The organism is Pseudomonas sp. S3_A03, from assembly GCF_054668275.1.
The window spans coordinates 1,584,870-1,609,223 of record NZ_CP162753.1 but is presented as its reverse complement, the minus strand read 5'-3'; the positions used below and the strand labels follow the sequence as shown (position 1 = coordinate 1,609,223).

At 63.2% G+C, this 24,354-nt stretch carries 28 protein-coding genes and 3 pseudogenes; 13 read left to right on the top strand and 18 right to left on the bottom strand.

Annotated features, from left to right (window positions below):
* Window positions 1–60: 60 nt before the first annotated feature.
* A complete protein-coding gene (locus AB4O25_RS07150) occupies window positions 61–1,215 on the bottom strand; it encodes a DUF1624 domain-containing protein (RefSeq protein WP_460150699.1) in 1,155 nt (384 codons plus the stop codon).
* Window positions 1,216–1,348: 133 nt separating this feature from the next.
* Here AB4O25_RS07150 and AB4O25_RS07145 point away from each other — a divergent pair, with 133 nt between their 5' ends.
* Entirely contained in the window at window positions 1,349–1,885 is a 537-nt protein-coding gene (locus tag AB4O25_RS07145) for a DUF924 family protein (RefSeq protein WP_017527280.1), read from the top strand.
* Between the two features lie 96 nt (window positions 1,886–1,981).
* Window positions 1,982–2,614: a glutathione transferase gene (yfcF, locus tag AB4O25_RS07140; protein WP_017527281.1), complete on the top strand. Its 633-nt coding sequence runs from the start codon at window positions 1,982–1,984 to the stop codon at window positions 2,612–2,614.
* Here yfcF and AB4O25_RS07135 read toward each other — a convergent pair.
* Window positions 2,589–2,861 carry a hypothetical protein gene (locus AB4O25_RS07135; protein ID WP_017527282.1) on the bottom strand — a complete coding sequence of 91 codons (273 nt, stop codon included), beginning with the start codon at window positions 2,859–2,861 and terminating at the stop codon, window positions 2,589–2,591. The two genes, yfcF and AB4O25_RS07135, sit on opposite strands and share 26 nt — an antisense overlap.
* 130 nt (window positions 2,862–2,991) lie before the next feature.
* On the opposite strand from AB4O25_RS07135, the gene AB4O25_RS07130 reads away from it, so the two are divergent.
* Both AB4O25_RS07130 and AB4O25_RS07125 read left to right on the top strand, forming a co-directional pair.
* A complete protein-coding gene (locus AB4O25_RS07130; RefSeq protein WP_460150698.1) occupies window positions 2,992–3,636 on the top strand; it encodes an ATPase in 645 nt (214 codons plus the stop codon).
* Between the two features lie 49 nt (window positions 3,637–3,685).
* Complete coding sequence (locus tag AB4O25_RS07125; RefSeq protein WP_026067221.1) at window positions 3,686–4,018, top strand: hypothetical protein; 333 nt, start codon at window positions 3,686–3,688, stop codon at window positions 4,016–4,018.
* 56 nt (window positions 4,019–4,074) lie between these two features.
* Here AB4O25_RS07125 and AB4O25_RS07120 read toward each other — a convergent pair.
* Both AB4O25_RS07120 and AB4O25_RS07115 read right to left on the bottom strand, forming a co-directional pair.
* Window positions 4,075–4,820 (bottom strand): annotated as a pseudogene (locus AB4O25_RS07120) (creatininase family protein).
* A gap of 30 nt (window positions 4,821–4,850) precedes the next feature.
* The gene (locus AB4O25_RS07115; protein WP_017527286.1) at window positions 4,851–5,561 is read right to left on the bottom strand and encodes a murein L,D-transpeptidase catalytic domain family protein; all 711 of its coding nucleotides are present in this window, start codon (window positions 5,559–5,561) and stop codon (window positions 4,851–4,853) included.
* Between the two features lie 39 nt (window positions 5,562–5,600).
* On the opposite strand from AB4O25_RS07115, the gene AB4O25_RS07110 reads away from it, so the two are divergent.
* Window positions 5,601–7,202, top strand: coding sequence for a L,D-transpeptidase family protein (locus AB4O25_RS07110; RefSeq protein WP_065878724.1), 1,602 nt, complete (start codon window positions 5,601–5,603; stop codon window positions 7,200–7,202).
* Here the strand turns inward: AB4O25_RS07110 and AB4O25_RS07105 are convergent.
* A complete protein-coding gene (locus AB4O25_RS07105) occupies window positions 7,154–7,693 on the bottom strand; it encodes a P-loop nucleotide/nucleoside kinase family protein (protein ID WP_017527288.1) in 540 nt (179 codons plus the stop codon). The genes AB4O25_RS07110 and AB4O25_RS07105 overlap by 49 nt on opposite strands.
* Before the next feature lie 77 nt (window positions 7,694–7,770).
* Between AB4O25_RS07105 and dapF the strand changes: the two genes are divergently transcribed.
* On the top strand, window positions 7,771–8,574 hold the full coding sequence (gene dapF / locus AB4O25_RS07100) for a diaminopimelate epimerase (RefSeq protein ID WP_460150697.1): 804 nt from the start codon (window positions 7,771–7,773) through the stop codon (window positions 8,572–8,574).
* On the opposite strand, the gene AB4O25_RS07095 is transcribed toward dapF, so the two are convergent.
* Window positions 8,562–9,704: a PAS domain-containing sensor histidine kinase gene (locus AB4O25_RS07095; protein ID WP_460150696.1), complete on the bottom strand. Its 1,143-nt coding sequence runs from the start codon at window positions 9,702–9,704 to the stop codon at window positions 8,562–8,564. The genes dapF and AB4O25_RS07095 overlap by 13 nt on opposite strands.
* The gene (locus tag AB4O25_RS07090) at window positions 9,694–10,509 is read right to left on the bottom strand and encodes an alpha/beta fold hydrolase (protein ID WP_065878727.1); all 816 of its coding nucleotides are present in this window, start codon (window positions 10,507–10,509) and stop codon (window positions 9,694–9,696) included. The genes AB4O25_RS07095 and AB4O25_RS07090 overlap by 11 nt, the downstream gene beginning before the upstream one ends.
* 128 nt (window positions 10,510–10,637) lie before the next feature.
* Here AB4O25_RS07090 and AB4O25_RS07085 point away from each other — a divergent pair.
* A pseudogene (locus AB4O25_RS07085) lies at window positions 10,638–11,862 on the top strand (TPM domain-containing protein).
* A 22-nt stretch (window positions 11,863–11,884) separates the two neighbouring features.
* On the opposite strand, the gene AB4O25_RS07080 reads toward AB4O25_RS07085, so the two are convergent.
* Both AB4O25_RS07080 and AB4O25_RS07075 read right to left on the bottom strand, forming a co-directional pair.
* Window positions 11,885–12,310, bottom strand: coding sequence for a GNAT family N-acetyltransferase (locus AB4O25_RS07080; protein ID WP_017527293.1), 426 nt, complete (start codon window positions 12,308–12,310; stop codon window positions 11,885–11,887).
* Between the two features lie 17 nt (window positions 12,311–12,327).
* Window positions 12,328–12,819 (bottom strand): GNAT family N-acetyltransferase, encoded by a 492-nt coding sequence (locus tag AB4O25_RS07075; protein ID WP_017527294.1) that lies wholly within the window; start codon window positions 12,817–12,819, stop codon window positions 12,328–12,330.
* Between the two features lie 81 nt (window positions 12,820–12,900).
* On the opposite strand from AB4O25_RS07075, the gene AB4O25_RS07070 reads away from it, so the two are divergent.
* Together AB4O25_RS07070 and AB4O25_RS07065 are read left to right on the top strand one after the other, a co-directional pair.
* Entirely contained in the window at window positions 12,901–13,371 is a 471-nt protein-coding gene (locus AB4O25_RS07070) for a GNAT family N-acetyltransferase (RefSeq protein WP_065878731.1), read from the top strand.
* Between the two features lie 1,035 nt (window positions 13,372–14,406).
* Complete coding sequence (locus AB4O25_RS07065) at window positions 14,407–14,736, top strand: DHCW motif cupin fold protein (protein WP_017527297.1); 330 nt, start codon at window positions 14,407–14,409, stop codon at window positions 14,734–14,736.
* 57 nt (window positions 14,737–14,793) lie between these two features.
* On the opposite strand, the gene AB4O25_RS07060 is transcribed toward AB4O25_RS07065, so the two are convergent.
* Window positions 14,794–15,261 carry a copper chaperone PCu(A)C gene (locus AB4O25_RS07060; protein WP_017527298.1) on the bottom strand — a complete coding sequence of 156 codons (468 nt, stop codon included), beginning with the start codon at window positions 15,259–15,261 and terminating at the stop codon, window positions 14,794–14,796.
* A complete protein-coding gene (locus AB4O25_RS07055; RefSeq protein ID WP_003174593.1) occupies window positions 15,261–15,866 on the bottom strand; it encodes an SCO family protein in 606 nt (201 codons plus the stop codon). Before AB4O25_RS07055 ends, AB4O25_RS07060 begins: the two co-directional genes overlap by 1 nt.
* A 181-nt stretch (window positions 15,867–16,047) precedes the next feature.
* On the opposite strand from AB4O25_RS07055, the gene AB4O25_RS07050 reads away from it, so the two are divergent.
* From AB4O25_RS07050 to AB4O25_RS07035, 4 genes and pseudogenes are all read left to right on the top strand, one after another.
* Entirely contained in the window at window positions 16,048–16,431 is a 384-nt protein-coding gene (locus AB4O25_RS07050) for a DUF2946 domain-containing protein (RefSeq protein ID WP_017527299.1), read from the top strand.
* 62 nt (window positions 16,432–16,493) lie between these two features.
* Window positions 16,494–17,038, top strand: a pseudogene (locus tag AB4O25_RS07045) (putative natural product biosynthesis protein).
* Between the two features lie 67 nt (window positions 17,039–17,105).
* On the top strand, window positions 17,106–17,549 hold the full coding sequence (locus AB4O25_RS07040) for a membrane protein (protein WP_017527301.1): 444 nt from the start codon (window positions 17,106–17,108) through the stop codon (window positions 17,547–17,549).
* 77 nt (window positions 17,550–17,626) lie between these two features.
* Window positions 17,627–18,883: an oxygen-independent coproporphyrinogen III oxidase gene (locus tag AB4O25_RS07035; protein ID WP_460150695.1), complete on the top strand. Its 1,257-nt coding sequence runs from the start codon at window positions 17,627–17,629 to the stop codon at window positions 18,881–18,883.
* Window positions 18,884–18,956: 73 nt separating this feature from the next.
* Here AB4O25_RS07035 and AB4O25_RS07030 read toward each other — a convergent pair whose 3' ends face one another.
* From AB4O25_RS07030 to AB4O25_RS07000, 7 genes are read right to left on the bottom strand one after another with little or no spacing between them, the layout of a single operon-like run.
* Window positions 18,957–20,411, bottom strand: a complete 1,455-nt coding sequence (locus AB4O25_RS07030) for a nitrite reductase (RefSeq protein WP_017527303.1) — start codon at window positions 20,409–20,411, stop codon at window positions 18,957–18,959.
* Window positions 20,408–21,232: a uroporphyrinogen-III C-methyltransferase gene (gene cobA, locus AB4O25_RS07025; protein WP_017527304.1), complete on the bottom strand. Its 825-nt coding sequence runs from the start codon at window positions 21,230–21,232 to the stop codon at window positions 20,408–20,410. Before cobA ends, AB4O25_RS07030 begins: the two co-directional genes overlap by 4 nt.
* Before the next feature lie 45 nt (window positions 21,233–21,277).
* Complete coding sequence (gene nirJ, locus AB4O25_RS07020; protein ID WP_017527305.1) at window positions 21,278–22,459, bottom strand: heme d1 biosynthesis radical SAM protein NirJ; 1,182 nt, start codon at window positions 22,457–22,459, stop codon at window positions 21,278–21,280.
* A gap of 12 nt (window positions 22,460–22,471) precedes the next feature.
* Window positions 22,472–22,972, bottom strand: a complete 501-nt coding sequence (gene ahbB, locus AB4O25_RS07015; protein WP_017527306.1) for a siroheme decarboxylase subunit beta — start codon at window positions 22,970–22,972, stop codon at window positions 22,472–22,474.
* Complete coding sequence (locus tag AB4O25_RS07010) at window positions 22,947–23,390, bottom strand: Lrp/AsnC family transcriptional regulator (RefSeq protein ID WP_017527307.1); 444 nt, start codon at window positions 23,388–23,390, stop codon at window positions 22,947–22,949. Before AB4O25_RS07010 ends, ahbB (AB4O25_RS07015) begins: the two co-directional genes overlap by 26 nt.
* Complete coding sequence (gene ahbB, locus AB4O25_RS07005) at window positions 23,383–23,871, bottom strand: siroheme decarboxylase subunit beta (protein WP_017527308.1); 489 nt, start codon at window positions 23,869–23,871, stop codon at window positions 23,383–23,385. The genes AB4O25_RS07010 and ahbB (AB4O25_RS07005) overlap by 8 nt, the downstream gene beginning before the upstream one ends.
* Before the next feature lie 23 nt (window positions 23,872–23,894).
* On the bottom strand, window positions 23,895–24,353 hold the full coding sequence (locus AB4O25_RS07000; RefSeq protein WP_116077908.1) for an Lrp/AsnC family transcriptional regulator: 459 nt from the start codon (window positions 24,351–24,353) through the stop codon (window positions 23,895–23,897).
* Between the last annotated feature and the right edge of the window lies 1 nt (window position 24,354).

Here is a 24,354-nt window from a genome sequence, read left to right as displayed (position 1 = left end):
TCGAATGCAATCCAAATGTGGGAGGGGGCAAGCCCCCTCCCACATTCAGTCCCTATCGCGTCAGAGGTATTTGAGCCAGGCCAGGTCCCGTCGCCGTGCTTTCAGCCCGGCGAACCAACGCACGGGCGCGTACAGTGCCAGCGGCAGCAGCAACGCCGCGAGCCACACGGCGCCCATGCCATCAAACCCAAAGTAGTTGCCGTGGTTAAGCCCAAACAACGCAACGCAGGCGATATACAGCACTTTGAGCACATAAAGATGCAGCAGGTAGAAGAACATCGGCACGGAACCAAACACCGCCAACACGCCGATCCAACGTCGATGCCCCGCGCGTTCCAACGCCAGCAACAGCAACAACCCAACCCCCAGCGTCAATGCCAGAAACAGTAGCGAAGGCGGGTACTTGGTTACATTGAAAAAGCTCATCAACGTCTGCACGCCGCTTTCGTAGGCCTGCCAAGGTTTCTCGCCATACCCGTTCGCCGCGCGCACCAGCACAAAGCCCACCAGCGCGCTCACCCCACCCACTAACAGGTAGCGCTGGCGCAACGCCGGCGGCATGCCGTTGGCAAACCAGGGGCCGATGCCATAGCCCAGGGCGATCACCCCGATCCACGGCAGCACCGGGTAGGTAATGCGCAGGCGCAGGGTATCGGACGCTTGAATCCAACTGCGTTCATGCAGGATCGACCACAACGTTTGCGCCGGCGAACCGGGCGTGAAGTGCAGCCCATCCAACAGGTTGTGCCCGCCGATGATCATCAGCGCCAGCGCGATCAAGAGCGGGCGCGGCAACCAGACCAAGGCGGCGAGGGCGAGCATGCTCACGCCGATCGCCCAGATCACCTGCATGTAGACCACGCTGGGCGGCAGTTGGAAGGTCCAGGCGAAGTTGACCAAGGTGAATTCCAGCACCACCAGAAACAACCCGCGCTTGAACAGGAACGCCGACACGTCGCGCCGGCCCTGGTATTTCTGGCCGTATAAAAACGCCGACAGCCCGGTGAGCAGCACGAACACCGGCGCGCACAGGTGGGCAAGGGTGCGGCTGATAAACAGCGCGGGTTCGGTGGTGTCGATGCTCATGGGGTCGCCGACCTGGCGGTGCAGCAGGAAGGTTTCGCGCACGTGGTCGAGCAGCATGAACAGTATCACCAGGCCGCGCAGGGCGTCGATGCTGAGCAGGCGTTGGCGCAGAGGGGCAGCGTCAGTCATGGGAAAAGGTCGCAGGGCAGGGCGGAAAGAGGGCGTTATCCTATAACATTAATCGGCGCGAGGTGTCGCCATTTGGCTTTCGCCCGGCCAGGATTCTGCTACCGTCAGCCCATCCGCTGTCAGAGGACCTAGCATGCAGACTGCGCAATCCGTCATCGATTTCTGGAAAAACGCCGGCCCCAAACGCTGGTTCGCCAAGGACGATGCCTTCGACGCCAGCTTTCGCGATACCTTCTACGCCACTCACCTGCAAGCCGCCCGGCGTGAGCTGGAAAGCTGGTTGGGCTCAGCCGAAGGCGCGTTGGCCTTGTTGATCCTGCTCGACCAGTACCCGCGCAATGCGTTTCGCGGCACGGCGCATATGTTCGCCACCGACCCGCTGGCGCGGCTATATGCCCATCGCATGGTGGGAGCCGGCCTGGATCAACAGATCGAACCGTCTTTACGCGCGTTCTGTTATTTGCCGTTCGAACACTCGGAATCCCCCAGCGACCAGCAGCGTTCGCTGGAACTGAACCGGCATCTGGATAAAAACACGTATCACTGGGCCAAGGAGCACGCCAACATCATTGAGCGCTTCGCACGGTTTCCTCATCGCAACGAGGTCTTGGCCAGGGTCTCCACCCCCGCGGAGCGGGCCTTTCTCGCGGCAGGCGGGTTTGCCGGCTAGTGCGCTATTCCCAGCAGGAATGCCCCCATAAAAACCCTGCATTGTTTTTATCCGCGAACATCTCGTAGCGTGAGGGCTCATTCAAGGAGATTGCCCATGAGCCAGAGCCCGTTGCGCCTTTATGTGGATTCGTTGTTTACCAGCCCTTACGCGATGTCAGTGTTCGTCACCCTGCGGGAAAAGGGCCTGGCCTTCGATCTGGTCACCCTGGACCTGGACGCTGCGCAAAACCAGACCCCCGACTACGCCCGACTGTCTGTGACCCAGCGCGTCCCGACCCTGATAGAAGGCGACTTCGCGTTGTCGGAATCTTCGGCGATCACCGAGTACCTGGAAGCGGTCTACCCGGAAACAGCGGTGTACCCGGCCGACCCCAAGCAACGGGCGAGGGCGCGCCAGGTGCAGGCGTGGTTGCGCAGCGATCTGCTGCCGATCCGCCAGGAACGCTCCACGCTGGTGGTGTTCTGCGGGCAGAAGAAACCGCCGCTGTCGGCTGAGGCTCAAGCGGCCGCGCGCAAGTTGATCAATGCGGCGCAGGCATTGTTGGCGGGCAACCCGCCGTACCTGTTTGGCGCGTGGTCGATTGCCGATGTGGACCTGGCCGTGATGCTCAACCGCCTGATCCTCAATGGCGACGAGGTGCCGCCTGAGCTGGTGAAATACGCCGAGCGGCAATGGCAGCGGCCCTCGGTACAAGAGTGGGTCAATCAGCCACGTCCGGCGCTGTAGCCTTTGCGGTGATGTGCTCCACCCGCCGGTCCAGGTCTTCCCAATCGGCCATGCCCAGCACCCGCGTGGTGTTCAAGCCGCGCAGGTAACCGCGCAGTTGCTGGGCGCTGGCGTTGACCTGGTCCGCGTCTGCCGCTGCGTCCAGCAGCACCTGTTCGTACTCGATCAGGTAATCGGCGACGCGGTCACGGTACTCCGGCAAGACGGCTTCGCGGATGCGGTCGAAGGTTTTCTGGTGGGGCTTCATGGCAAGTCCTTATAGGTTTTGTCGTGACACTATCGCTTCAGATAATAGTCACCATCACGTAACGCAAGTTCTGTTTTTGCCGGGAAAGCGCAAAATCGCCCCATCGAAACGCTGTTCAAGGAAATGCGCGATGAGGACGATTATTCAATGGGCTTTGATGGCCCTGATGCTGGGCACTGTGGCGCTGAACAACGCGGCCATGGCCGGTGATCTGCGTACAGGCCATTTGCTACCTATTGGCACTGGCGTAAACTCCTTGCAGCACGCGCAATCGGTGGGTGTGTTGTTGAGCGACAATACGCGCGACAACCTCAGCTACCTCGAACGCTACCACGCCATGGCTATGAATGGCGCCAAGGATGCCCTCGACGGGCGTATCCGCCAGGCATTCGTCAACAGCTCCGACCCGGAACTGGCGATTGATTGGTTAATGAACTCGCTGCAGGGAACCTTTGCGTCCGTCACTGTCTACGACACGCTGGATGCTCTTGTGCAAGCTCATCCTGACGTGGTGGTGATGCTCGATACCCATAACCAATTACTGACCCAGCGTAACGACGAGGTCGAGGCGCGGTTTATTGCGCGGTTCTATGACGCCGATCTGCAATACATCGCCAAGGCCGAAGGCTCGGTGCACAAGCAGGTGGCGTCGGTGTGGGTACGCGACAAGGCCGCGCCGGAGATTGCCGCGCAGATCGAGCAGCAGCGCGATGTGCAGCTCGATGCCTTGAAGCAGTTCGATGCGTCGCTCAAGGCGCTGGTTCGCGCAAGTTGATGTGAGCTTTATTTTTTTGGCCTTTATCTTTTCGACCCAGGATTTGTTCATGCGCGCTTTTTTCGTACCGGCTGCGGCCTTGTTGATGACCGGCTGTGTGTCCGCCCCCAATACGCCAACCTTGACCTTGCAAACCAGCAAGGCCCCCGAAGCCTATATGCAGTGCGTGCTGCCCAAGCTGGAAAAACACGGCATCACCTCCACTGTGACGCAGAATTCGCGTCATGCCAGGGTGGTGCTGACCAGCAAGATCGCCGCCGACGATGTGCTGGAGGCCTACAAGGCCGGAGAGGGCGCCAAGGTGTTTTTGTATGAGCGCAAACCGCTGGCATCGACCATTACGCCGTCGCGGCTTGAACTGGCCGCACAGGACTGTAAGTAACACACCCATCCTGTGGGAGGGAGCAAGCCCCCTCCCACAGTGGATTTTTGTATGACTTAAGGTCGTGCTTCGTTGCTGAAGTTTTCGACTACTTTGACCAGGCCGCCGGCCGCCAACGCCACCAATTCACCGCCTTTCTCCACCGTCGCCAGCGCCGGGTCCGAGCCCATGCGCCCGTCCGGGAAGCGCGCCCGGAAGTCCAGGGCTTCGCGGATCGGCCCGGTATTGGCGATTTGTGGCGAATAGTCGGCCGACTTGATCGCGTCCGGGTAGGCCCATTGCGTCACGGCAATTTCCGATGGCGTGGCATGGCTGCCATGGCCCAAAGGGAACTGGCGGTGCGCCAACTCGTTGACGCCGTCCAGGTCCCACCAGTTCACCAACTTCAATGCGAACCCGGCCGGGCGGCGGGCGAAGCTGGCTTCGGCGTACAGCTCGGAAAGGCCGCTTCAATCGTCGCGATGTTGCCGCCGTGGCCGTTGAGGAACAGGATCTTGTCGAAACCATGCCCGGCCAGCGAGCGCACCCAGTCGCCAATCGCGGCAATAAAGGTGGACGGGCGCAGGGAGATGGTGCCGGGAAACCCCAGGTGGTGCTGGGCCATGCCGATATTGAAGGTGGGGCCGATCAGGATGTCGGCGTTTTTTTGCGCCTCATGGGCGATGATTTCCGGGCACATCCAGTCGGTGCCCAGCAGGCCGGTGGGGCCGTGCTGCTCGTTGGAGCCAATGGGGATCACCACCGTGCGGCTGCGCTCCAGGAATTGCCCGATCTCGATCCAGGTCGATTGATGTAGAAGCATTCGAAGCTCTCTTTTATCTGTGGGGACAGGCTAACCGCCACGGATTGTACGACTACTGGCCACCTGTTGGGGTTTGCAATTGAGGTACGTCGAGGACTTCAACCAGCGCTGGTCGGGGTACCACGAAAACATGAACTGCCCATCCTTGAGTTTGTCCACCACTTGGCGCGCCACCTGCGGGCGTACCGCCGGGCAACCCTGGCTGCGGCCGATACGGCCTTCGCGCTTGCTCCACAACGGGCTTACGTAGTCGGCGGCATGGATCACGATGGCGCGGTCGCGGGCCAGGTCATTGAACCCCGGCTCCAGGCCGTCCATGCGCAGCGAATAACCATGGGTGCCCAGGTAGCTTTCCTGGGTGCGGAACAAACCCAGGCTGGATTGGTGGCTGCCTTCGAGGTTGGAGAACTGGGTGGCGAAGTTTTCCCCGGACTTGGCGCCGTGGGCCACCAGGTCACGCAGCACGAGGGTTTTCTTGCGCAGGTCGAAGATCCATAGGCGACGGGCGGTCGAGGGCTGGGAGTAATCAATCACGGCCAGGCGCTCGGAGCGTTCCTCACCATTGCTGACCGCGCACTGCATGGCGTTCAGGGCGCTTTTGAGTACAGTGGGATTGAGTTCTGGAGCCGAGCGCGCCAGGCTGTTATACAAGGACGGAGGATTGCCGTTGGCGGCGAGCGCAGAGTTGCTCAATATAGCCAGTACGACGACCGCGCCGAGGCGGCACATAAAAGTCAGCATCTACAGTACAACTCCCCACTGTGGATTGGAGCAAAGTCATTGTTCAAAAAACACGCATGTTACTTGAGCATTTGCTTGCTCGTTGCACCATTGGTCGCCACAGCCGAAGCGCTGCCGGTGCAGCCGTTGCCGGTCAGCACGCCGGCGCCGTTGGACCTGGCGCCAGTGCAACAGGCCCTGGCGCAGTTGCCCAGCGTGTGTCCCGATCTGGCGCAGCATCTCGATGCGCCAGCGCTTGCACGCTTGCAAGCCCTGTACCAGCAGCAAGGCGATGTCCCGTTGTGGTCAGACGAGACGCGCCGCCAAGCGCTGCACACGCAATTGCTGATGCTCGCCGATGATGGCCTGGACCCCACCCACTATAGCCTGCCTGCGCCACACGCCACGCAAAACGTGCTGTGCAGCGATATCGGCAGCAGCCAGCACTACCTGCAGGCCCTGCAGGATTTGCACTTCGGGCGCCTGCAGCAATCGCGCTTCGAACCGCTGTGGCATTCGCAGCCGCCCGCCGGCGACCCCAACGCCGCTGTGCTGGCCCTTGCCGCCGTCGGCCTGCACGACATGGCGCAAGCCTTCGACCAGGCGCGCCCCAGCGCCGATCTTTACCGCAGCCTGCGCAACGCCTATGCCAGCGTGCGCCAGCAACCGCTGCCGCATTGGGACCCGGTCGGCAGCGGGCCGTTACTGCGCCCCGGCATGGAAGACCCGCGCGTACCGGAACTGGCGCGCCGGCTTTACAGCGGCGGCTATTTGCCCAGCGAACCCAAGGGCGGCGACAGGCAATACCGCGCCGAACTGGTCGCGGCGGTCAAGGCTTTCCAGCTCAGCCACTCGCTGCAATCGGACGGCGTGATCGGTGCCGGCACCGTGGCAGAACTCAATATCAGCCCGGCGATTCGCCGCGAACAACTGCGCATCAACCTTGAACGTTTTCGCTGGCTGGCACAGGACCTGGAGCCCGAAGGCGTGTTGGTCAACGTTGCCGCCGCGCAACTGAGCGTGTACCAGAGCGGTATCCCCGTGTGGCAAACCCGTCTGCAGGTGGGGCGAGCAGAACGCCAGACGCCGTTGCTCAAATCGCGCATTACCCGGCTGACCCTCAACCCTACCTGGACTATCCCGCCCACCATCATGCGCGAGGACAAACTCCCGGCCATCCGCCTCAACCCCGAATACCTGCGCCAGCAAAACCTGCAAGTACTCGACGCCGAAGGCCACCCGCTGGCGCCCGAGTTGATCGACTGGGCGCGCCCCGGCAATATCCTGCTACGCCAGGAAGCCGGCCCGCGCAACCCATTGGGCAAGATCGTGATGCGTTTCCCCAACCCGTACTCGGTGTACCTGCACGACACCCCCAGCCAGCCCCTGTTCACCAAAGGCCCACGTGCGTTCAGCTCCGGCTGTGTGCGGGTCGAGCAACCGTTGCTGCTGCGCGACCTGCTGGTCAGCCCGGCCGAACGCGCGCGCACCGATGAACTGCTGGCCACCGGCGTGACCCACGAATTCAGGCTGGCCACGCCGGTGCCGGTGTTGTTGGGGTATTGGACGGTCGAAGTCGACCGCGAGGGTGGGCTGGTGTATGCGCCGGATATCTATGCGCGGGACCTGGTGTTGATGAAGGCGATGGGGAGTGTGCTCTGAGTACAAGACAAATGCCGGGTGATGGTTTCCACGGCGTGCGCTGATGTGATGTGTGCGGTGTCGATGGTCATTGGCGCCTCGTCCCAGTCCTCGTACTCATGGGCCACTACCGATTGCCAGGTGGGTGGCGTGTGCCCTGGAATGTCGCTCACCCGGGTTTCGACACGGCGTTGGTGTTCCTGGACGTCTGAGCAAACCACTTGGATATCGAGCAACGCAACGCCTGCCGCTGCTGCGCTTGCCGTGAAGGCTGCGCGGCTTTCGCGCACGGGGTTCACGCAGTCGGCAATCACGGTATGCCCCACCGTCAAGTTACTCAGCGCCAGCGCATTCGCCACCCCATAGCCGCTGGCGCCCGGCAACATACCGGCATCGCGCAGCGCTTGTTCGATCACATCGATGCGCAGGTAAACCGCACCGATCCGGCACGCCAACTCGCGGGCAATCGTGGTTTTCCCGGTGCCGGGCAGGCCGCTGAAGACGATAAGCATGCTGCGATCCTTCGATAGGTCAGTGGGCGGCTTCAGGGTATCCTCCCATTCCCCACCGGTCGATCCCAGGACAGCCCATGCCCTTGCCGTTCGTAAAAATGCATGCCCATGGCGACGACTTCATCATCGTCGACCGTCGTGGCCAGGACGACCCGATCACCGCGCCAATCGCCCGCCGCCTGGGCAACCGCCACACCGGCATCGGTTTCAATCAGTTAGCGGTGGTGCTCGACTGCGAAGACGCCGCCGCGCGCGTCAAATTCTGGAACGCCGACGGCACACCGCTGGCCGCCTGTGGCAGCGCCACCCGCGGCGTGGCCGAGCGCTTGATGCATGAAACCGGCAGCCATTCGATTGTGCTGCGCACCGACCGTGGCTTGCTGACCTGCGTGCGCGAGTCGGGCCGCCGGGTGTCGGTGAACATGGGGGAACCTTCACTGGATTGGGCGAGCGTGCCGCTGGCCGGGGCCATGGACACGCGCACTTTGGCGATCGCAGGCGACCCGGCGGCGTGCAGCATGGGCAACCCGCATTGCACGTATTTTGTGCACGACATGGCCGCCGTCGATGTGGCAGTCGCGGGCCCGGCCCTGGAAACTCACCCGTTGTTCCCGGCCAGGACCAACGTGCATTTTGTGCAGGTGCTTGACCGTGGGCAGATCCGCCTGCGCATCTGGGAACGCGGCGGCGGTGTGCCGCTGGCTTCCGGCTCATGTTGCTGCGCGGCGGTGGTCAATGGCATCCGCCGAGGCTTGTTGGATGCCACGGTGCAGGTGCTATGCGACGGCGGCACGCTCACGGTGCAGTGGGACGGGCAGGGCGGCGTGGTGTTGACCGGCAGTGTGGAACCGATCATGCAGGGCAGCGCCTATTTGTACTGAAACGTCACCGTAAATGTGGTGCCGCCCGTGGCACAGGAGCGCACCGCCACGTCACCGCCGTGCACCTTGGCCAATTCGCGCACGATATACAGGCCCAGTCCCACACTGCGCACCTCACTGCCCTGGTCGGTGCCCCGGGTCATGGGCTCGAACAGCACCGCCAGCAGCGCTTCGGGAATCACCGCGCCGTCGTTGTGCACGGCCACCTCGCATGCGCCACCACCCAGCCGCGAGGTGATGGTGATCGGCCGTTGCAGGTCGCCATAGGCCACGCTGTTGGCCACCAGGTTGCCGATGATCTGCTGCACGCGGTCGGCGTCCAGGCAGGCGTCGCCCTGGCCTTCGGCGTGATGCACCAGCGTCGCCTTGGGGAATGCCACGCGCAGTTCGTCCACCGCGTGGGCAATCACCTGATGCAGCGCCAACGGTGCCGCCTTGATGGTGATGCCGTGGCCGACCCTGGCCTGGGTGAAGTCCAGCAGGTCGGCGATCATGCGCTGGGCGCGTTCGGACGATAGGCCGATTTGCCCAAGCAACTGGCGCTCCTTGGCGGTGCGCTCGCCACGGCTGAGAAAGTCCGAGGCCAGGCGGATGGCCGTGAGGGGGTTCTTCAAGTCATGGCTGACAATCGCCACCATCTGCTCGGCAAACAGCGCGCGGCGCTGGGAGATGGAATAGGCCTCTTTCAGCTCGGCCTGGGCCTGATGCAGCGCAGCTTCGGTGGCGGTTTTTTCCTGCAGCAGGGCTTCGGCCAGGTTGCGTGCGTTGAGCAGTTCGCGCTCGTACTTGTCGCGGTCGGTGGTGCCGAACAGCGCCAGGTCGTACACCACGGCGTCGGCCTGTTCACGCTTGTTACCGTTGAGCAGCACGGTCACCTTGTGCCCGTCGCGGTGCAGCATGTCCAGCTTCACTTCGGTCACGCTGCCGTGCATGCGCAGCATGGGCGCCAAGTGGGTCTGGTGGAAAATTCGCCCGCCCATGGTCAGCAGGTCCTGGAAGCGCCGGCTGCACAGCTCGCTGAGGCTGAACCCCAGCCAATCGCTGAAGCGCGCATTGGCTTGCAGGATGGTGCCGTCCTCGGCGGTGACGACCAGGGCGCAGGCGGCGCTGTCGAACACTTCAGCCGACACGCGCGGCCATCCAGGGCGCGAGGAAAGCGGCCATGGCGGCCGCACAGGCTTGCGGCGCGCTCATGTGCGGGCAATGGCCGACGTTGTCCACCAGGCAATAGGTGCTGTTGGGCAACACGCTGTGCAGGTATTCACCCACGGCGATGGGGGCGATCAGGTCGTCGCTCGATTGCAGGATCAGCACCGGCGTGGTCAGGCCGATCACGTCCTGGCGGTTGTCCGACAGGAAGGTCACCCGCGCGAATTGCTTGGCGATGTCCGGTTCGGTGCGGCAGAAGCTGTCGGTCAACTGCACGCCCAGCGCGGGCTGGTCAGGCGCGCCCATGATCACCGGGGCCATGGCGCTGGACCAGCCGAGGTAATTACCGTCGAGGGTGTCGAGCAGTTCGTCGATGTCGCTGCGCTTGAAACCGCCCACGTAGCCGTCTGCATTGATATAGCGCGGCGACGGGCCGATCATCACATGCGCCGCGATACGTCCCGGCACCAGGCGGTCGGCAAGGGCACCGATCATCGCGCTGACCGAGTGCCCCACCAGAATCACCGGGCCTTCGGCATAGGCGTCGATGATCTCGTTAAGGTCGCGGGCATAACCGTCCAGCGCGCCGTACTTGGTTTTATCGAAGGCCTTGAGGTCGGAAAGACCGGCGCCTACCAAGTCGTACATCACCACGCGAAAACGCTCTTTGAACGAGGGCGCCAGGTAATTCCACATGGCCTGGTTGCAGCCAAAGCCATGGGAAAACACCAGGGTCGAGGTCCCGTTGCCCATCACGTTGACGTTGTTGCGGTGGCGTAAGTCCATGGTGATCTCGACGTATTGGCGTATTGCTGGATGTGGCGCAGTTTAGATAGCCGACCGCTTTGGGTCACGCGTTATAGCGCTGATAGGTTACAGTCGGCGCCTTCAGGAAGACACTTCAGGTAACAAACATGATGCGGTGGTTGCGGCAATCTGTCTTGAGTCTCGCTGGTGCTGGCGTGCGCCAGCCTGTTTAGCACCGTCCAGGCTGGCTCTTCGCCCATTGGCGTGGCGCTCGACCAGCGGGTGATTGACCTGACCAACACGCTGGATGCCGACACCACCACCCGTCTGGCAGACCAACTCGCCGCCCTTGAGCAGCGCAAAGGCGCGCAAGTGGCCGTGTTGCTGGTGCCCACCCTCGGCGACGCGAACCTCGAGGAGTACACCAACCAACTGTTCCGCGCCTGGAAACTGGGGCGCAAGGACGTCGACGACGGCATTCTGCTGCTGGTGATCAAGGATGATCGCAAGGTGCGCATCGAAGTGGGCTATGGCCTGGAAGGCACCGTCACGGACCTGTTGTCCCACCGCATCATTGAAGAACGCATCAAGCCGGCGTTTCGTCAGGGCGACTATGCGGGCGGCATCAGCCAGGGCGTCGATGACCTGGTCATGCTGGTGGACGGCGGCGACTTGCCCGAGGTCGCCAAACCTGGGGTAAACCCCCAGATCATCGCGATGCTGCTGGCATTTATCGCGGGCGCCGTCGGCGGTGTACTGCTCGCCGCCGGCAAGCTGCATTGGCGCCGCGCCTTGATTGCCGCAGTGGCGGTCACGCTGTTGCTGGCGATTTTTGGCGGTGGTAGCGAATGGCTTTTGTGCCTGCTGGTGATGCCGCTGGTCATGCTGATCGGCGGCGCGACGTTCGGCGCGTTGTGGCTGGCGCGCGCGGTGTTTTATGGCGTCATCGGGTTGCTGGCCTACATCCTGGGCCTGGTTGTGGTGAATCATCAGTTCGCCGAGGTCAATTTCAGCCATTGGCTGGCGTATCCGCTGGGTGTGTTGGTGGTGCTGGGGCTGTACCTGGTGCTGTTCGCGGTCATGCGGGCGGCCTGGAAGCAAAGCCGCGCGGGTTTTATCGCGCGGTTGCTGGCGGCGGTGGCGGTGTATGTAGCGGCGGGAACGCTGATGGACCTAGGGCGCAACAGCTGGCTGTTTGCATTCCCCATCGCCTCGTTTGCGGCGCTGTTCATCTTCATCAAGACCAGCGGCGGGTCGGGGTCGAGTTCGGATTCGGATTCAAGCTCAAGCTCTAGCTCAAGCTCGGATTCCAGCTCGAGCTCCAGCAGTTCCAACAGCTCTTCTGGTGGTGGCGGTTCCAGCGGCGGCGGCGGGGCTTCGGGGAGCTGGTAGTAACGCGCTTTTCCGCTCGCCGTTACAGCCGCTTGGACATAAACACCCGGCTGCTGCCCTCTGGCGCACAGGGTATTTCGCCGAACCGCACCCAGCCGTTCTTCTCGTAAAACCCCGGCGCCTGGAAGCTGATGGTGTACAGCACGGCATTCAGGCAGCCTCGGCGCCGGGCTTCGTCCTCAAAGGCTTGCAGCAAACGGCTGCCCAGGCCTGTGCCGCGCAGGGTGGCGGGCACGTGGAACAGGTCGAGAAAGGCCATGCCCAGCGTGGTTTTACCCGTGATGCCGCCGATGACCTGCCGGGTCTCGGGGTCCTTGATCAACACGGTGAGCGGCAGGCGGTCGTTGTAGCCGGTGACACCTTCGTTGAACGCGGCCAAGCCACTGCCCAGCACGCGCTCGGCGTCGGGGTTGGCGTGGTCGCTGATTTCAATAATCGGTGCGGTCATTACGAACTCTCCGTCTGTTAGAGCGCCATCACCATCTCATGCCACGCCATGCCGCCATGATCCGAGGGTGAAGGCCGCACATAGGTGTAGCCCATATGTTCGTACAACGGCACATGCCGCGCCTTGCACATCAAGTGAATCGTGCGCTTGCCCAGCGCCTGCATGCGCCGCACAAACTCGCTCATCAGCCGCTGGGCGTAGCCGTTGCGCTGATGCGCGGGGTCGACCACCACCGACATGATCACCACATTCGGCGCCTCGGGCGCATGCCCCACCAACTCCTTGAACGCCTCGTCGGACATCACCACTTCGTGGGCGCAACCACTGTTGATAAACCCCACCACCTCGCCGTCGGCTTCCAGAATCAGAAAGCCTTGCGGGTACTGCGCAATGCGCGTGGCGATTTTTTCCAGGGTCGCGGCTTCGTCGCCTTCATAGGCGCTGGTTTCAATCTCGAAGCAGCGGGCGGCGTCGGCGGGGAGGGCGTTGCGCAGGGTGAGGGCGGGCATGCGGGTTCCTGGGGGGGAGGGAAAGGCCATATGATAAATACAAACCGACAGGGCACCAAAAACAGATAAAGGAAGGACCCCTTGCTGAAAATAAAACGCGCCACACCCGAGGATGCCGATGCCGCTTTCAACATCCGCCGCGAAGCCATACGCGGCCAATGCATCGGCGCCTACACCGCTGAGCAAATGGCGCTCTGGACCCGAGGCCGGGCCGAGGATGGCTACAGCGCGTTGATGGATAAACCGTTCTACCTGGGCTGGATAGACGATGAGCCTGTTGCCACCGGCATGCTCGACCTTGCCAACAACGAAGTGGGCGCGTTGTTTGTGCTGCCGCAATTCATCGGGCGCGGGTACGGCAAGGCGATGCTTGACCACCTTGAAGACGTTGCGCGGGCATTGGAGATAAAGGAAGTGGTGCTGGATGCGACATTGAATGCCGCGAGCTTCTATCGGGCGTGTGGATATGTGGGCGAGCGGCAGGCTATTTACCATTCGCCCTCGGGGTTGACGTTGGCGTGTATCCCGATGGCTAAGCGACTAAGTGCGTAAGGCACTCTTTCAACGACGCAGGAGCCCATCGGTGTGAGCGCTCGAGCTTTGGCGAGGCCGCGATGGAGGCGCTACAAAAAGGACGACCACCTTGCCGCTGCGATACAGTCTGGGTGGCAGCTGTGCGCGGGTTTGCAGACCAGGAAGAATCACCCCCGGCAGACCGGAAGGTCTCCCACGCATAGCAGCCATAAATCGAGACGCAGGCGGGCTCCGCCTGCGGGTCTGATGACTGTGCAGGTTGATTCTAGTGTGTAGTGCTGCGAAACCCCGCCGCTGACCAAAATCGGCGACGGGGCGAACAAAAAGTGCCCTCCGTCGAGGTGCAATCAAGAGGATGTAACCATGCTACTGGCGAACCGCGTCCGTCCGCACACTTGACCGTAAACCTTCTGCTGCGCCCGTCATTCTCAAAGCCTGACCCATTGTCACCGATGATATAGTCCCGGCGTTTTTTACCCTTAATCGCGCCGGGAGACTCCAGGAGAATCTGCATAAACCTTTACACCGCAGGCTATGAGGGCCTCAGTATCAATGCCTTCATCGCGCGCCTGAAGCAGGCCGGGATCGACAAGGTGCTGGATGTGCGTGAATACCCGCTATCGCGCAAAAAGGGCTTCTACCTCTCAGAACAGAGCCATTTGCTGATCGCCTGCTGTCGGTCGCCTAGGCGGATAAATCAGGCTGACAATCAGCCACTGTCCCGGAAAACGATGGAGGGTGCCCATTAACAGCATTAAATCCTTGGTGGTTAGTTCGGTTTCCAATTTGTGTCTGAACGGGACTTCCCAGCCGTTTGCCCCGTGTTTGCGAAACACATTTCGATAGAGCTGGCTGGCTTCCCAGTCATCGAAGAGCTGCCAGAAAGACTTGTAACTACACACGGATAGATCACGCGAGGCGCCTAGATCCTTGTCGGCGCAAACTCCGAAAAGTCCCCACCGCCTGTATCCCAAAAAACCCTGCCATCTGTGCCTATCGCCCATCGCTCGGGGCGGCTAGCCTCACACCACGCTAACTGACGACCGAGCACCCATGGACCTCACCGCTGTCCCCTTTGGTACCACCGACTGGTCCACCGTCGACCCCGTCGTTCATCCCGGCGTCACGGGCAGCGCGCTATGGCGTACCCGCCATTTCGGCACCACCCGCGTACGCACAGTGGAATACACCCCAGGCTACCTGGCCGATCATTGGTGTACGCGTGGGCATGTGCTGTTGTGCCTGGAAGGCGAGTTGCACACGGAGTTGCAAGACGGTCGCCGGTTCACGCTGACGGCCGGGATGAGTTACCAGGTGGGCAATGACATGGAGGCGCATCGCTCTTCGACGAGCGTTGGGGCGAAGCTATTTATCGTGGATTGAGGGCCTGGATACCTGTGGTAGGGAGCAAGCCCCCTCCCACAGTTGAACCGTTGTGTGTCAGTGCATCTGGCTATGGTCCATGCCATCCAACCCACGCGCGGTTGCAGTCACGTCAACCGTCTGTTTTTCCCCCTTGGCGTTTTCCACGGTCAAGGTCAGTGGCACCTGGTCGCCTTCCTTGATCTGCCCGGTCAGGCCCATCAGCATCACGTGATAACCGTTCGGGTCGAGCTTGACCGCTTTGCCGGCCGGCAGCGCAACCGAGTCCACCGGGCCCATGCGCATTACGTCGTCGCGCATGCTCATTTCATGGATCTGTACGTCTTTGGCCACCGGCGAGGCCACACGCAGCAATTTGCTGTCGCTGTCGGCGGTGACGGTCATGAACGCGCCGCTGGATGGCTGGCCCGGCACCGAGGCGCGTACCCAGGCGTCGGTCACTTGCACCTGGGCGCTGGCGTGTGCGGCGAAACCCAGCAGGGCGAGGCTTAAGGTCAAGCGCTTGAGGTGTTGAACGGCAGTCATTAGCAGACCTCCATGACGGTGAGCAGGTCTTCTGCGCACTCTTTAGCGGTAAGGGACGCCTGCAGGCCCAGGCGCAGGTTGCCACGGGTGTCGAAGACAAAACTGGTGGCGGTGTGCGACAGGGTGTAGGTGTCGCCGGCGGGGATTTTTTCATAAAAGATCCCGAACTCCTTGGCGGCCACGGCGATTTCTTCCGGGGTGCCGTAGAGCGCTTCGAAGCTGGGGTCGAAGGCCTTGACGTACTTGTCGAGAATTTCCGGTGTGTCGCGCTCCGGGTCCAGGGTGATGAAAATCACCTGCATGATCTCGCCGTCACGGCCCATCAGCTTCTTGGCCTGGGCGGCGCGAGCCAGTGTGGTGGGGCACACGGCCGGGCACTGGGTGAAACCGAAGAACACCACCGGCATCAGGCCACGGTAGGAACTGAGGGTGACGGTGTCGCCCTCGGTGTTCTTGAGCTTGAAGGTGCGGCCCATGATCTTGTCGCTCAAGTCCTTGCCGTACTTGAAGTTCAATCGGGGGCTGTTGTCACAACCGGCCAGCAGGCCCAGACCCAGCAGGCTCATGCCGGTGAGGACCTTGCGGCGGGTGAATAACGTACTCATCAACTGTGCGTCCTGTGAAACGCCTGCATTGCTCTGGATCTACACATCAGGCTTTGAAAAGGAGTAAACGAGGAGGGCGCCCAGTCTACCAACCCAGGCCTGCGTGCGTAATCTGCGACGTTCTGCCACAGGGGCGCGCTGCGTTTCGTCCCTTTGCGGCTTCGGTGGTAGAGTCGCCGCCATGAATTCAAGCCACCCCGACCGTTCACTGATCGCATGGACCCTGTACTTCTGCGTGCTGATGAACCTGTTCGCGTGCGGTTTGGGCCATGGCCGGATGATGGGCCAGGAGCTCAACGGGATCGGTGGGGCGTTCTGTTCGGTGAGCGGTAAACAGGCGCCACTTTCCGACAAAGGGTTAAACGACGCAGCCTCCAGCAACATCTCGAACTACTTTGCCTGCCCGGTGTGCGCCGCCTTGACCGTCGCCCTGGTGTTCCTGATCGGCCTGGCCTGGCTGCTGGGCCTGGGGCAAACCCCACGCCGTGCCTGTGCCCAACGCAACAAGGCGCCGCCGCGTTACGCCTGGCCCTCGGCCAACCCCCGCGCTTCACCCGCATTCTGACGTGTGCCCTGTGCCTCCTGTGATCAGGCGGCGTTCTATCGTCACGACTGTGAGTGCATGTTATGAACCCTCAATTGCCTGCAGGTGCCCGTCACTTGGTGAACAAGGCATCCCGTCGCCCGCGCGCGGAACCGGCGCGGGCGGAATACCCAAGCAATGCCCGTAGCTTCGTGCACCTGGATGCACGCCTGTTGCCGTACTGGCACAGCCTGTTCGACATCTGCCCGGCCTTGCTCAAGCTCGACCCGCCCGACGGCTTGAACCTGTTTCGCAGCTTCATGACCTGGGCCTATCGCAACCGGCCGGCGCGGATTGGACCTACCACCTGAACGTCTGCCGCTGGCTGCTCGGCTCGTCGTATCGCATGCAGGTCGACGACGAACCGATCGAAGCCTTCATGGCCGCCGCCGCTGCGTGCTGGGCCAACACCGATGACAGCCCGGCCCATGGCGTGGTGCTCGCCTGGAAAGGGCTAAAGGTGTTCGATTGGAAAAACGCCCCGCCCACCCACGCCGAACAACGGCCTTTGCCGCCCTCGGAGGGGGACTTCGCCTGGTGCCCGCTGGCGGCGCGCGGTGGTTTCAGCGGTTGGCTGCCGGTGCCTTGACCGGCATCAAGGCGCACGCTGACGCCGGCCCTCACACTGGAGGCCCGGCGCGACCTGCGAGGCCATCATGCTTTATCTGTTGTTTCTTCTGGCCCACCTGTTTGCTGCGCTGATTTTTATCGGCACGGTGTTTTTCGAGGTGCTGATCCTGGGGCATTTGCACCGGCTGTTGCCGGCCCGCGTGATGGTGTTGGTGGAGCAGGGTGTCGGTCGGCGCGCCCGGGCGCTGATGCCTTGGGTATTGCTGGTGCTGTTCGGCGCGGGGCTCGGCATGGTCTGGTTGCGTTACCGGCCCGTGCTCGCCGCCCCCTGGGCCTCCTCATTCGGCACCTTGTTGACGCTCAAGCTGGTCCTGGCCGCCAGCGTGCTCGCGCATTTTTTGCTGACCATGGCGCGCATGCGCTGGGGCAGCGTCAGCGCGCGCTATATCCGTCTGGTGCACCTGAGCCTGTTCGGCCATATGGTCGCCATCGTGCTACTGGCCAAGAGCATGTTCTACCTCACCTGGTAGCGCCCTTGATGCATATCAAGGTGCGCCGTGGCGTCGCACCGGACAATGGCTCACCGTCGCCTGATCCGGAGTCCGTCATGCACACTGTCATTCCACTCGCTCGCGCACCCCAGGCCCAAGGCGTGCTGGACCTGAATGGGCAGGCCGACAGACGCAGGTTCCACGCCGGTGTTGGTTCCCTCGACGTGTTGCGCGCCTTGCGCGGCAGCCGCCAGTGTCAACGCCCACTGGCGCTTAACCTGCACTGGCCGGCGAGCCCGCCAAGCGATGCTTACCGCCGCAGCCTGGCCCAGGAAATCCAGTTGGTCGGCTGCCACCTGGGCCGGCGCCAACCGGTGGACTATTTGCAGTGGCGCGGGGCGGCGCCGATTGAGGATGTGCAGGCCCTGATGACCGCCCTGCGCGAGCGTTTCAACGTGCTTGAGCATGGCCGTGGCGACTACGGCATCGACCTCGACCCGCGCCGCACCGACTGGGCCACTGTGGGACTGCTGCGCGAGTTGGGGTTTAACCGCGTTTGCATTGGCGTGCCCGATGCGCGTGTCGAAGATCCCCAGGCCGATTACCGCGACCCGGCACCCATCCAGTCGTTGATCGACGCGGCGCGCACGTTTGATTTTCGCTCGGTGAGTGTCGACCTCGGCTACGGCAGCGCCTGGCAGACCCTTGCCAGTTTCGAGCTGAAACTGGCCAGCCTGATCGCCCTGGAGCCGGACCGCCTGCACCTGTTCGACTACGTCCAACCGCCCAGCCGTTACCGTGCGCAGCCGCACCAGGCCGCTTGCGGCGAGGCGGATAAAACCGCCATGCGTCAACTGGCCTTCGAACGTCTCGACGCAGCCGGCTACCACTACATCGGCCTCGGCCAATTTGCCCGTGGCGACGACGACCTCACCCAGGCCCAGGAGCGCGGTCGGCTCAGCCGCACCTGCGAAGGCTTCAGCCTGCATGGCTATTGCGATCACATCGGGCTGGGCCTGGGCGCCATCAGCCAGATCGACACCTTGTGTGCGCAAAACAGCAGCGCCGAACACGCCTACGCCCAGGCCCTGGGCAACGGCCAACTGCCGACTTGCCAAGGCTGGCGGCGCGAAACCGGCGATGCGCTGCGTGAGCAGGTGACCGAGCGCCTGGCCTGTGACCTGGAACTGGATATCCAGGCGATCGAGCGACGTTACGGGCTGATCTTCAGCCGGTATTTCTCGGCGATCTGGCCGCTGCTGGAGCAGTGGGACCGTGACGGCTTGATCGAATTGTCGGCGCAGTTCCTCTGCGTGCTGCCGGCCGGGCGCCGGCAAGTGGATGAGCTGTGCGCGGCATTCGCCGCCCCCTAGACCCCGCGATCCCACTGTGGGAGGGGGCTTGCTCCCGATAGCGTCCCAACACTCGGTGCCCCGCCTGACGCCCTCAGTGAGACGTCCCCTCGGCAAATTCAATCTTGTTGCCCACGTTGTATTTGCCCGATGGCTTGTTCATGGGCAGGCGCTTGATCTCCGTGAGGGTCTGGCTGTCATACACGATCAGCGCACCGTCGGTGGCCCAGATACTCAGCAGCACATAACGCCCATCGCGGGTGAATTCCACATGTGCGGCGGTCTTGCCCGGTACCGGGCGCAAGGTGTGTGCGATCTCCAGGGTCTGCTTGTCGATCAGGTGGATCGCATCGTTATCCGGCCCGAAAAACACATCGCTCCACACATAGCGCGAGCGCACATGGCTGCGCATGAAAAAGCCGGGGCCCAGGGTGGGGATCTGCTTGATCGGCTTCCAGGTCGCCACGTCGAGCACGCTGATTTGCCCCTGGCTGATATTCGGCGTGGCGAACACCCACTTCCCATCGCGTTGCCAATAGGTGCCGGAGCCCAGGTGCGGCATGCCCGCCAGGGGGATATCGCGGACCACCACGCCGGAGTCCAGGTCGATTACCTGGCCGCCACCGGCCTTGCGCGACGTGGCCAACAACTGGCGGTAATCCGGGGTGAACGAGAAGTCATCGAGCACATCGCGGGCGGCAATGCGCCGGGGTTCGAAGCTCGGCTGCGCGGCGGCGTAGGGTAATTCCCAGACTTCATTCACGTCCTTGAGCGCCACGATAAAACTGTCGCGCGGCGGCGCTGTGTACACCGCGCTGACCCGTGAGCCGGTGGGCAGGGTCTTGACCAGTGACAAGTCGCGGGCATCGAGCACCACCAGGTTACCCGGCAGGTAGTTGCCCACCAGCACCCAGCGGCCGTCCTTGCTCACCGCCAGGTTGCGGGTGTTGAGCCCGGCACGGATTTCGGCGATCAGCTTGAGGTTGTGCAGGTCGTACAGGCTGATCCAGCCGTCCCGCGAGGCGAAGTACACAAAGCGCCCGTCCGGGGAAAACTTGGGCCCGCCGTGTACCGCGAAATGGCTGGCAAAGCGGTCGAGGACGGTAAAGCGGTCGCCGTCGAGAATGTCGATGTGATGGTCGCCCGATTCCACCACCACAAACAGGTTGAGCGGGTCGGCCGGGTGTTGCGGCGTGGTCGGTAGTTGGCTCAGGTCGGCCAGCAGGCGATGGCTGCCGCGGATGTCCGGCTCGTTCCAGGTCGCCGGCGTGACGGGCGGCTGTTGCAGAAAACTCGCCAGGCCGTCGATCTGTGATGCGCTCAGTTGGGGTGAAAAAGCCGCCATCTGACTGGCCGGGCGGCCTTGCGCGATGACCTTGCGGACCTCGTCCGGCTTGATTCGCCCCAGGCTTTCTGGAAGCAACGCCGGGCCGGTGGCGCCGATGCGGTTGAGCCCGTGGCAGCCTTCGCAATAGCGCTGGTAGTCCTCGGCGGGTGTGCCGTGGGCGGCGCCGGCCCACAGCAGCGGCACCAGCAGCAGGCGTTTCATACCGTCACCGGTCGGCGCGGCGCCGCCAGGCTGGCCGGGTAGTGCAGCGCGGCGTCGGCAAACAGGTTGACCACCTGGCCGATCACCGTGAGGGTGGGTACGCCCGGCTCACAGTCGGCGGCCAGGGTGGGCAACTGGCGCAAGGTGCCCCGGGCCACGTGCTGGTCGGCGCGCGCGCCATTGCTGATCAACGCCGCCGGCGTGTCGCCCGGCAAACCGGCGGCCACCAGGTGTTCGGCGATCAGCGCCAGGTTCGACAAGCCCATGTAGAACACCAGGGTCTGGCTCGGCTCGGCGAGGCTGGCCCAGGGCAGTTTCAACGCGCCATCGCGTTGCAAATGGCCGGTGACAAAACGGCAGGAGTTGACCAGGTCGCGGTGCGTCAACGGGATACCGGCATAGGCGCTGCAACCGGCCGCGGCGGTGATGCCCGGCACCACCTGGCAGGGAATGTCCCGCGCCAGCAGGTACTCCAGCTCTTCGGCGCCGCGCCCGAAAATAAACGGGTCGCCGCCCTTGAGCCGCACCACGCGTTGGCCCTCGTCAGCCAGCTCGGCCAGCAGTTCGTTGAGTTGAGCCTGGGGCAGGCTGTGGTAACCGCTGGCCTTGCCCACGTAGTGGCGGGCGCAGCTCAAGGGGATCAGGGCCAGCAGCTCGGCGCTGATCAGCCGGTCGAATACCACCGCGTCGGCCTGCATCAACAGGCTCCAGGCGCGCAGGGTCAACAGGCGTGGGTCACCGGGCCCGGCGCCGACCAGGGCGACTTCGCCGGGGTGGAAGGGGCTGTGCAAACTGGCGGGTAAGGGTGTGGGCGTTGGCATGAGACATCCTTGGTTCATCATCAGGTTGGGCGGCCCCCGGTTGTGTCACTGGGTGGTCGAGCAAGGGATCAGGTTGGCCGGCTGGCGGGCGATTTCGGCATCGGTGAAGTAGCAACCGGGGTCCGCGCCCCAGAGGTCGCCATCGGCCCAGGCGCGGGTGCGCGTATTGCCGTTGCAGATCGCCAGCCAGCGGCAATCGGTGCAGCGCCCGCCGATGGCGCGCGGGTGTTCGCGCAGGCGCAGCAGCAAGGGGTCGGGCTGCTCCAGCCAGAGCTGGCGGAACGGCGTGTGGCGCACATTGCCTACCGAGTGCTGCCACCAGTAGGTGTCCGGGTGCACTTCGCCGGTGTTGTCGATATTGGCGATGCCGCTGCCCGACGCATTGCCGCCCCAGCCATGCAGCAGGTGTTCGAGCTGCGGGTAATGCTCGGGCAAATGCTGGTGCACCCATTGCAGCAACAGGATGGCGTCGGCGTCGTTGTTGCCGCTGACAAAGTCGCTGTACACACCGTTTTCAATGTCGCTCCAGGCCTGGCGAAAAATCAGTGCCATGGCGTCGCGGCTCATCTGACGTTGCGCATCCAGCTGGCGGCTGCGTTTGCCGCGGCCGCTGTAGTTGAGGTGCGACAGGTAGAATTTTTGCACGTCGTGGCTGCGCATCAATGCCAGCAATTGCGGCAACTGCGCATGGTTGGCCTGGGTCAGGGTGGTGCGCAGACCCACACGAATCCCGGCCTCGCGGCACAGGCCAATGGCATGCATCGAACGCTGGAAACTGCCGGGCATCTGGCGGAAGGCATCGTGGGTCGCTTCCAGGCCGTCGATGCTGATGCCCACATAGTCGAAGCGGGCGTCGGCGATCTGCTGGATATTGCCCTCGTCGATCAACGTGCCGTTGCTCGACAGCGCCACGAAAAACTTCAGCTTTCGCGCATAGGCACTGAGTTCAAAAAGGTCTTCGCGCAGCAGCGGCTCGCCACCCGAGAGGATCAACACGCGCACGCCGGCCGCGTGCAAGTCATCGATCACCCGCAACGCCGCCGGGGTGTCCAGCTCATCGCGAAACACGCTGTCGGCGCTGGTGGCGTAGCAGTGCTTGCAGGTGAGGTTACAGCGGCGCAACAGGTTCCAGATCACCACCGGTGCGCGCGGGCTGCCGGGAGCCGGGGTGCGGGGTGGCGCGCATTGGCCGGCGAGGGTGCGCAGGTACTGACTGATCCGCAGCATGGGGCATTCCTTCTAGTGCGAGGGGGGCAGGCGCAAGCCGGTTTTTTTCAGGATGCGGCTGCTCACCAACATCTCGTCGGTGCGGCAGGCATCCCCCAGCAAAAACCGCAGGTGCTCGCGGTAGCTGTCGATTTCTTCGCGGCTGCGCCCGTGCACCATGGCGAACAGGTTGTACGGCCAATCCACGCGCCGTGGGCGGCGGTAGCAATGGCTCACGAACGGCTGCGCACCGATCAATTCGCCCAGGCGCGGCATCTGCTCATCGGCCACGTCCCAGACGGTCATGCCGTTATGGCGATAGCCCAGGCGGTAGTGGTTGGGCACCGCGGCAATGCGCCGGATCGCGCCTTCGGCCTGCAGGCGCTTGAGCAGGTCAAGGGTCGACTCGACGCCCAGGCCCAACTGCTCGGCCAGCCACGCCCAGGGGTCTTCCACCAGCGGCAGGCCGCTTTGGGTCAGGGCGATCAGGCGCAGGGCCAGCGGGGTTTCAGACTGGGAAATACACACCGACATGGTACGTTTGCTCCTTCGGCAGGTTGAGCACCGCCAGCCCCGTCAGGGCCTCGATGCGAGACAGGGTGGCGGCCAGTTCCGCCTCGCTGGCGCAGGCCAGCACAAACCACATGTTCCAACGGTGATCGCGGCGGTAGTTGTGGGCCACCTGCGCCAGTGCGTTGAGCTGCGCGGCCACCGCGTAGAAACGTGGCTCGGGCACCGCCAGCGCGGCCAGGGTGAAGGCACCGCCAAGCTGTTCAATATCGAACATCGGCCCGAAGCGGGTCAGCACGTCGTCCTCCAGCAACGCATGCAGGCGGTCGAGCAACTCACCGGGGTGGCTGTGCAGTTCCTCGGCCAGTTGCCGCCAGGGTTGGCGCACCAGCGGCAAGCCGCGTTGCAGGCGGTTGATCAAGCGGCGGTCGAGATCATCCATGGGCCCATACCTGTGAAGGCGGCGGCGCAAATCGCCCGCCGCATTGTTTGAACGCCTGGGTGCTGAACAGCAGTTGGTAGGGCAGGTCGCTGAGTTGTTGCTGGTGCAGCAACGCGTGGATATGCACGGTGACAGCCTCGCGCTCGCGGCCATGCACCATGCAGAACAGGTTGTAGCGCCACTGCGGCAAGCGCCGTGGCCGCTGGTAACACAGGTTGACCCCGTTGGCGCGGCCCAGGCGTGTACCGACTTCATTGACCAGCGCATCCGGCACATCGAGCACCAGCATGGCATTGGCCACGAAGCCCAGGGCGCGATGATTGAGCACCAGGCCGACGCGGCGGAACAGGCCTTGCTCGTGCCATTGGCGCATCTGCTGTAAAACCTGGTCGTGATGGGCGCCGATCTGCTCGGCCAGGTCGTCGTAGGGCCGTTTCACCAGGGGCAGGCCGCGTTCCAGGCATTGGCGCAGGTCGAGCATTTGTTCCTGGCTCAAGGGCGTGATCACGGGTGTGCCCCCAGGGAAAAGCCCAGGTCGATGCGGTAGGCGGTGAGCATCGGCAAATCCAGCGGGGTAAGGCCGGTGTCTTTTTCCAACTCATCGAGTATTTGCTGCAGGTGGTGGCGATGCGGGCCGGTCAATACAAACCACAGGTTGTAGTGGTGCTCGCGGGCATAGTTGTGGTTGACCTCCGGGTACTGGCTTACGCGCCGTGCCACGTGTTCCAGGCGCTCGACCGGCACCGCGAGCGCGGCCAGGGTGCTGGCGCCGGCGCGGGTGTGTTCGAACACCGGGCCAATGCGCGAGAGGGCGCCGGCCAGTTCCAGGCGTTGCAGGCAGGCCATCAACTCGGCCTCGCCGCAGCCCAGCACCTGGGCCATTTCCCGGTACGGTTCGGCGCACAGCGGCATGCCGTGCTGGTAACGCTCGATCAACTGTTGGCTGAGCAGGTCAAGGTCCATC

Coding starts and splice junctions, on each gene's coding strand:
- yfcF (WP_017527281.1), top strand. CDS start 1,982: ATGAGCCAGAGCCCGTTGCGCCTTTATGTGGATTCGTTGTTTACCAGC.
- dapF (WP_460150697.1), top strand. CDS start 7,771: ATGCCCTTGCCGTTCGTAAAAATGCATGCCCATGGCGACGACTTCATC.
- AB4O25_RS07010 (WP_017527307.1), bottom strand. CDS start 23,390: ATGGATGATCTCGACCGCCGCTTGATCAACCGCCTGCAACGCGGCTTG.
- AB4O25_RS07040 (WP_017527301.1), top strand. CDS start 17,106: ATGCTTTATCTGTTGTTTCTTCTGGCCCACCTGTTTGCTGCGCTGATT.
- AB4O25_RS07105 (WP_017527288.1), bottom strand. CDS start 7,693: ATGCTTATCGTCTTCAGCGGCCTGCCCGGCACCGGGAAAACCACGATT.
- AB4O25_RS07090 (WP_065878727.1), bottom strand. CDS start 10,509: ATGGACTTACGCCACCGCAACAACGTCAACGTGATGGGCAACGGGACC.
- ahbB (WP_017527308.1), bottom strand. CDS start 23,871: ATGCTCGACCTGCGCCAATGCCTGGAACGCGGCCTGCCCCTGGTGAAA.
- AB4O25_RS07055 (WP_003174593.1), bottom strand. CDS start 15,866: ATGAGTACGTTATTCACCCGCCGCAAGGTCCTCACCGGCATGAGCCTG.
- AB4O25_RS07060 (WP_017527298.1), bottom strand. CDS start 15,261: ATGACTGCCGTTCAACACCTCAAGCGCTTGACCTTAAGCCTCGCCCTG.
- AB4O25_RS07145 (WP_017527280.1), top strand. CDS start 1,349: ATGCAGACTGCGCAATCCGTCATCGATTTCTGGAAAAACGCCGGCCCC.
- AB4O25_RS07135 (WP_017527282.1), bottom strand. CDS start 2,861: ATGAAGCCCCACCAGAAAACCTTCGACCGCATCCGCGAAGCCGTCTTG.
- AB4O25_RS07035 (WP_460150695.1), top strand. CDS start 17,627: ATGCACACTGTCATTCCACTCGCTCGCGCACCCCAGGCCCAAGGCGTG.
- AB4O25_RS07075 (WP_017527294.1), bottom strand. CDS start 12,819: ATGCCCGCCCTCACCCTGCGCAACGCCCTCCCCGCCGACGCCGCCCGC.
- AB4O25_RS07080 (WP_017527293.1), bottom strand. CDS start 12,310: ATGACCGCACCGATTATTGAAATCAGCGACCACGCCAACCCCGACGCC.
- AB4O25_RS07050 (WP_017527299.1), top strand. CDS start 16,048: ATGAATTCAAGCCACCCCGACCGTTCACTGATCGCATGGACCCTGTAC.
- ahbB (WP_017527306.1), bottom strand. CDS start 22,972: ATGTCGGTGTGTATTTCCCAGTCTGAAACCCCGCTGGCCCTGCGCCTG.
- AB4O25_RS07065 (WP_017527297.1), top strand. CDS start 14,407: ATGGACCTCACCGCTGTCCCCTTTGGTACCACCGACTGGTCCACCGTC.
- AB4O25_RS07125 (WP_026067221.1), top strand. CDS start 3,686: ATGCGCGCTTTTTTCGTACCGGCTGCGGCCTTGTTGATGACCGGCTGT.
- AB4O25_RS07150 (WP_460150699.1), bottom strand. CDS start 1,215: ATGACTGACGCTGCCCCTCTGCGCCAACGCCTGCTCAGCATCGACGCC.
- cobA (WP_017527304.1), bottom strand. CDS start 21,232: ATGCCAACGCCCACACCCTTACCCGCCAGTTTGCACAGCCCCTTCCAC.
- AB4O25_RS07130 (WP_460150698.1), top strand. CDS start 2,992: ATGAGGACGATTATTCAATGGGCTTTGATGGCCCTGATGCTGGGCACT.
- nirJ (WP_017527305.1), bottom strand. CDS start 22,459: ATGCTGCGGATCAGTCAGTACCTGCGCACCCTCGCCGGCCAATGCGCG.
- AB4O25_RS07115 (WP_017527286.1), bottom strand. CDS start 5,561: ATGCTGACTTTTATGTGCCGCCTCGGCGCGGTCGTCGTACTGGCTATA.
- AB4O25_RS07030 (WP_017527303.1), bottom strand. CDS start 20,411: ATGAAACGCCTGCTGCTGGTGCCGCTGCTGTGGGCCGGCGCCGCCCAC.
- AB4O25_RS07000 (WP_116077908.1), bottom strand. CDS start 24,353: ATGGACCTTGACCTGCTCAGCCAACAGTTGATCGAGCGTTACCAGCAC.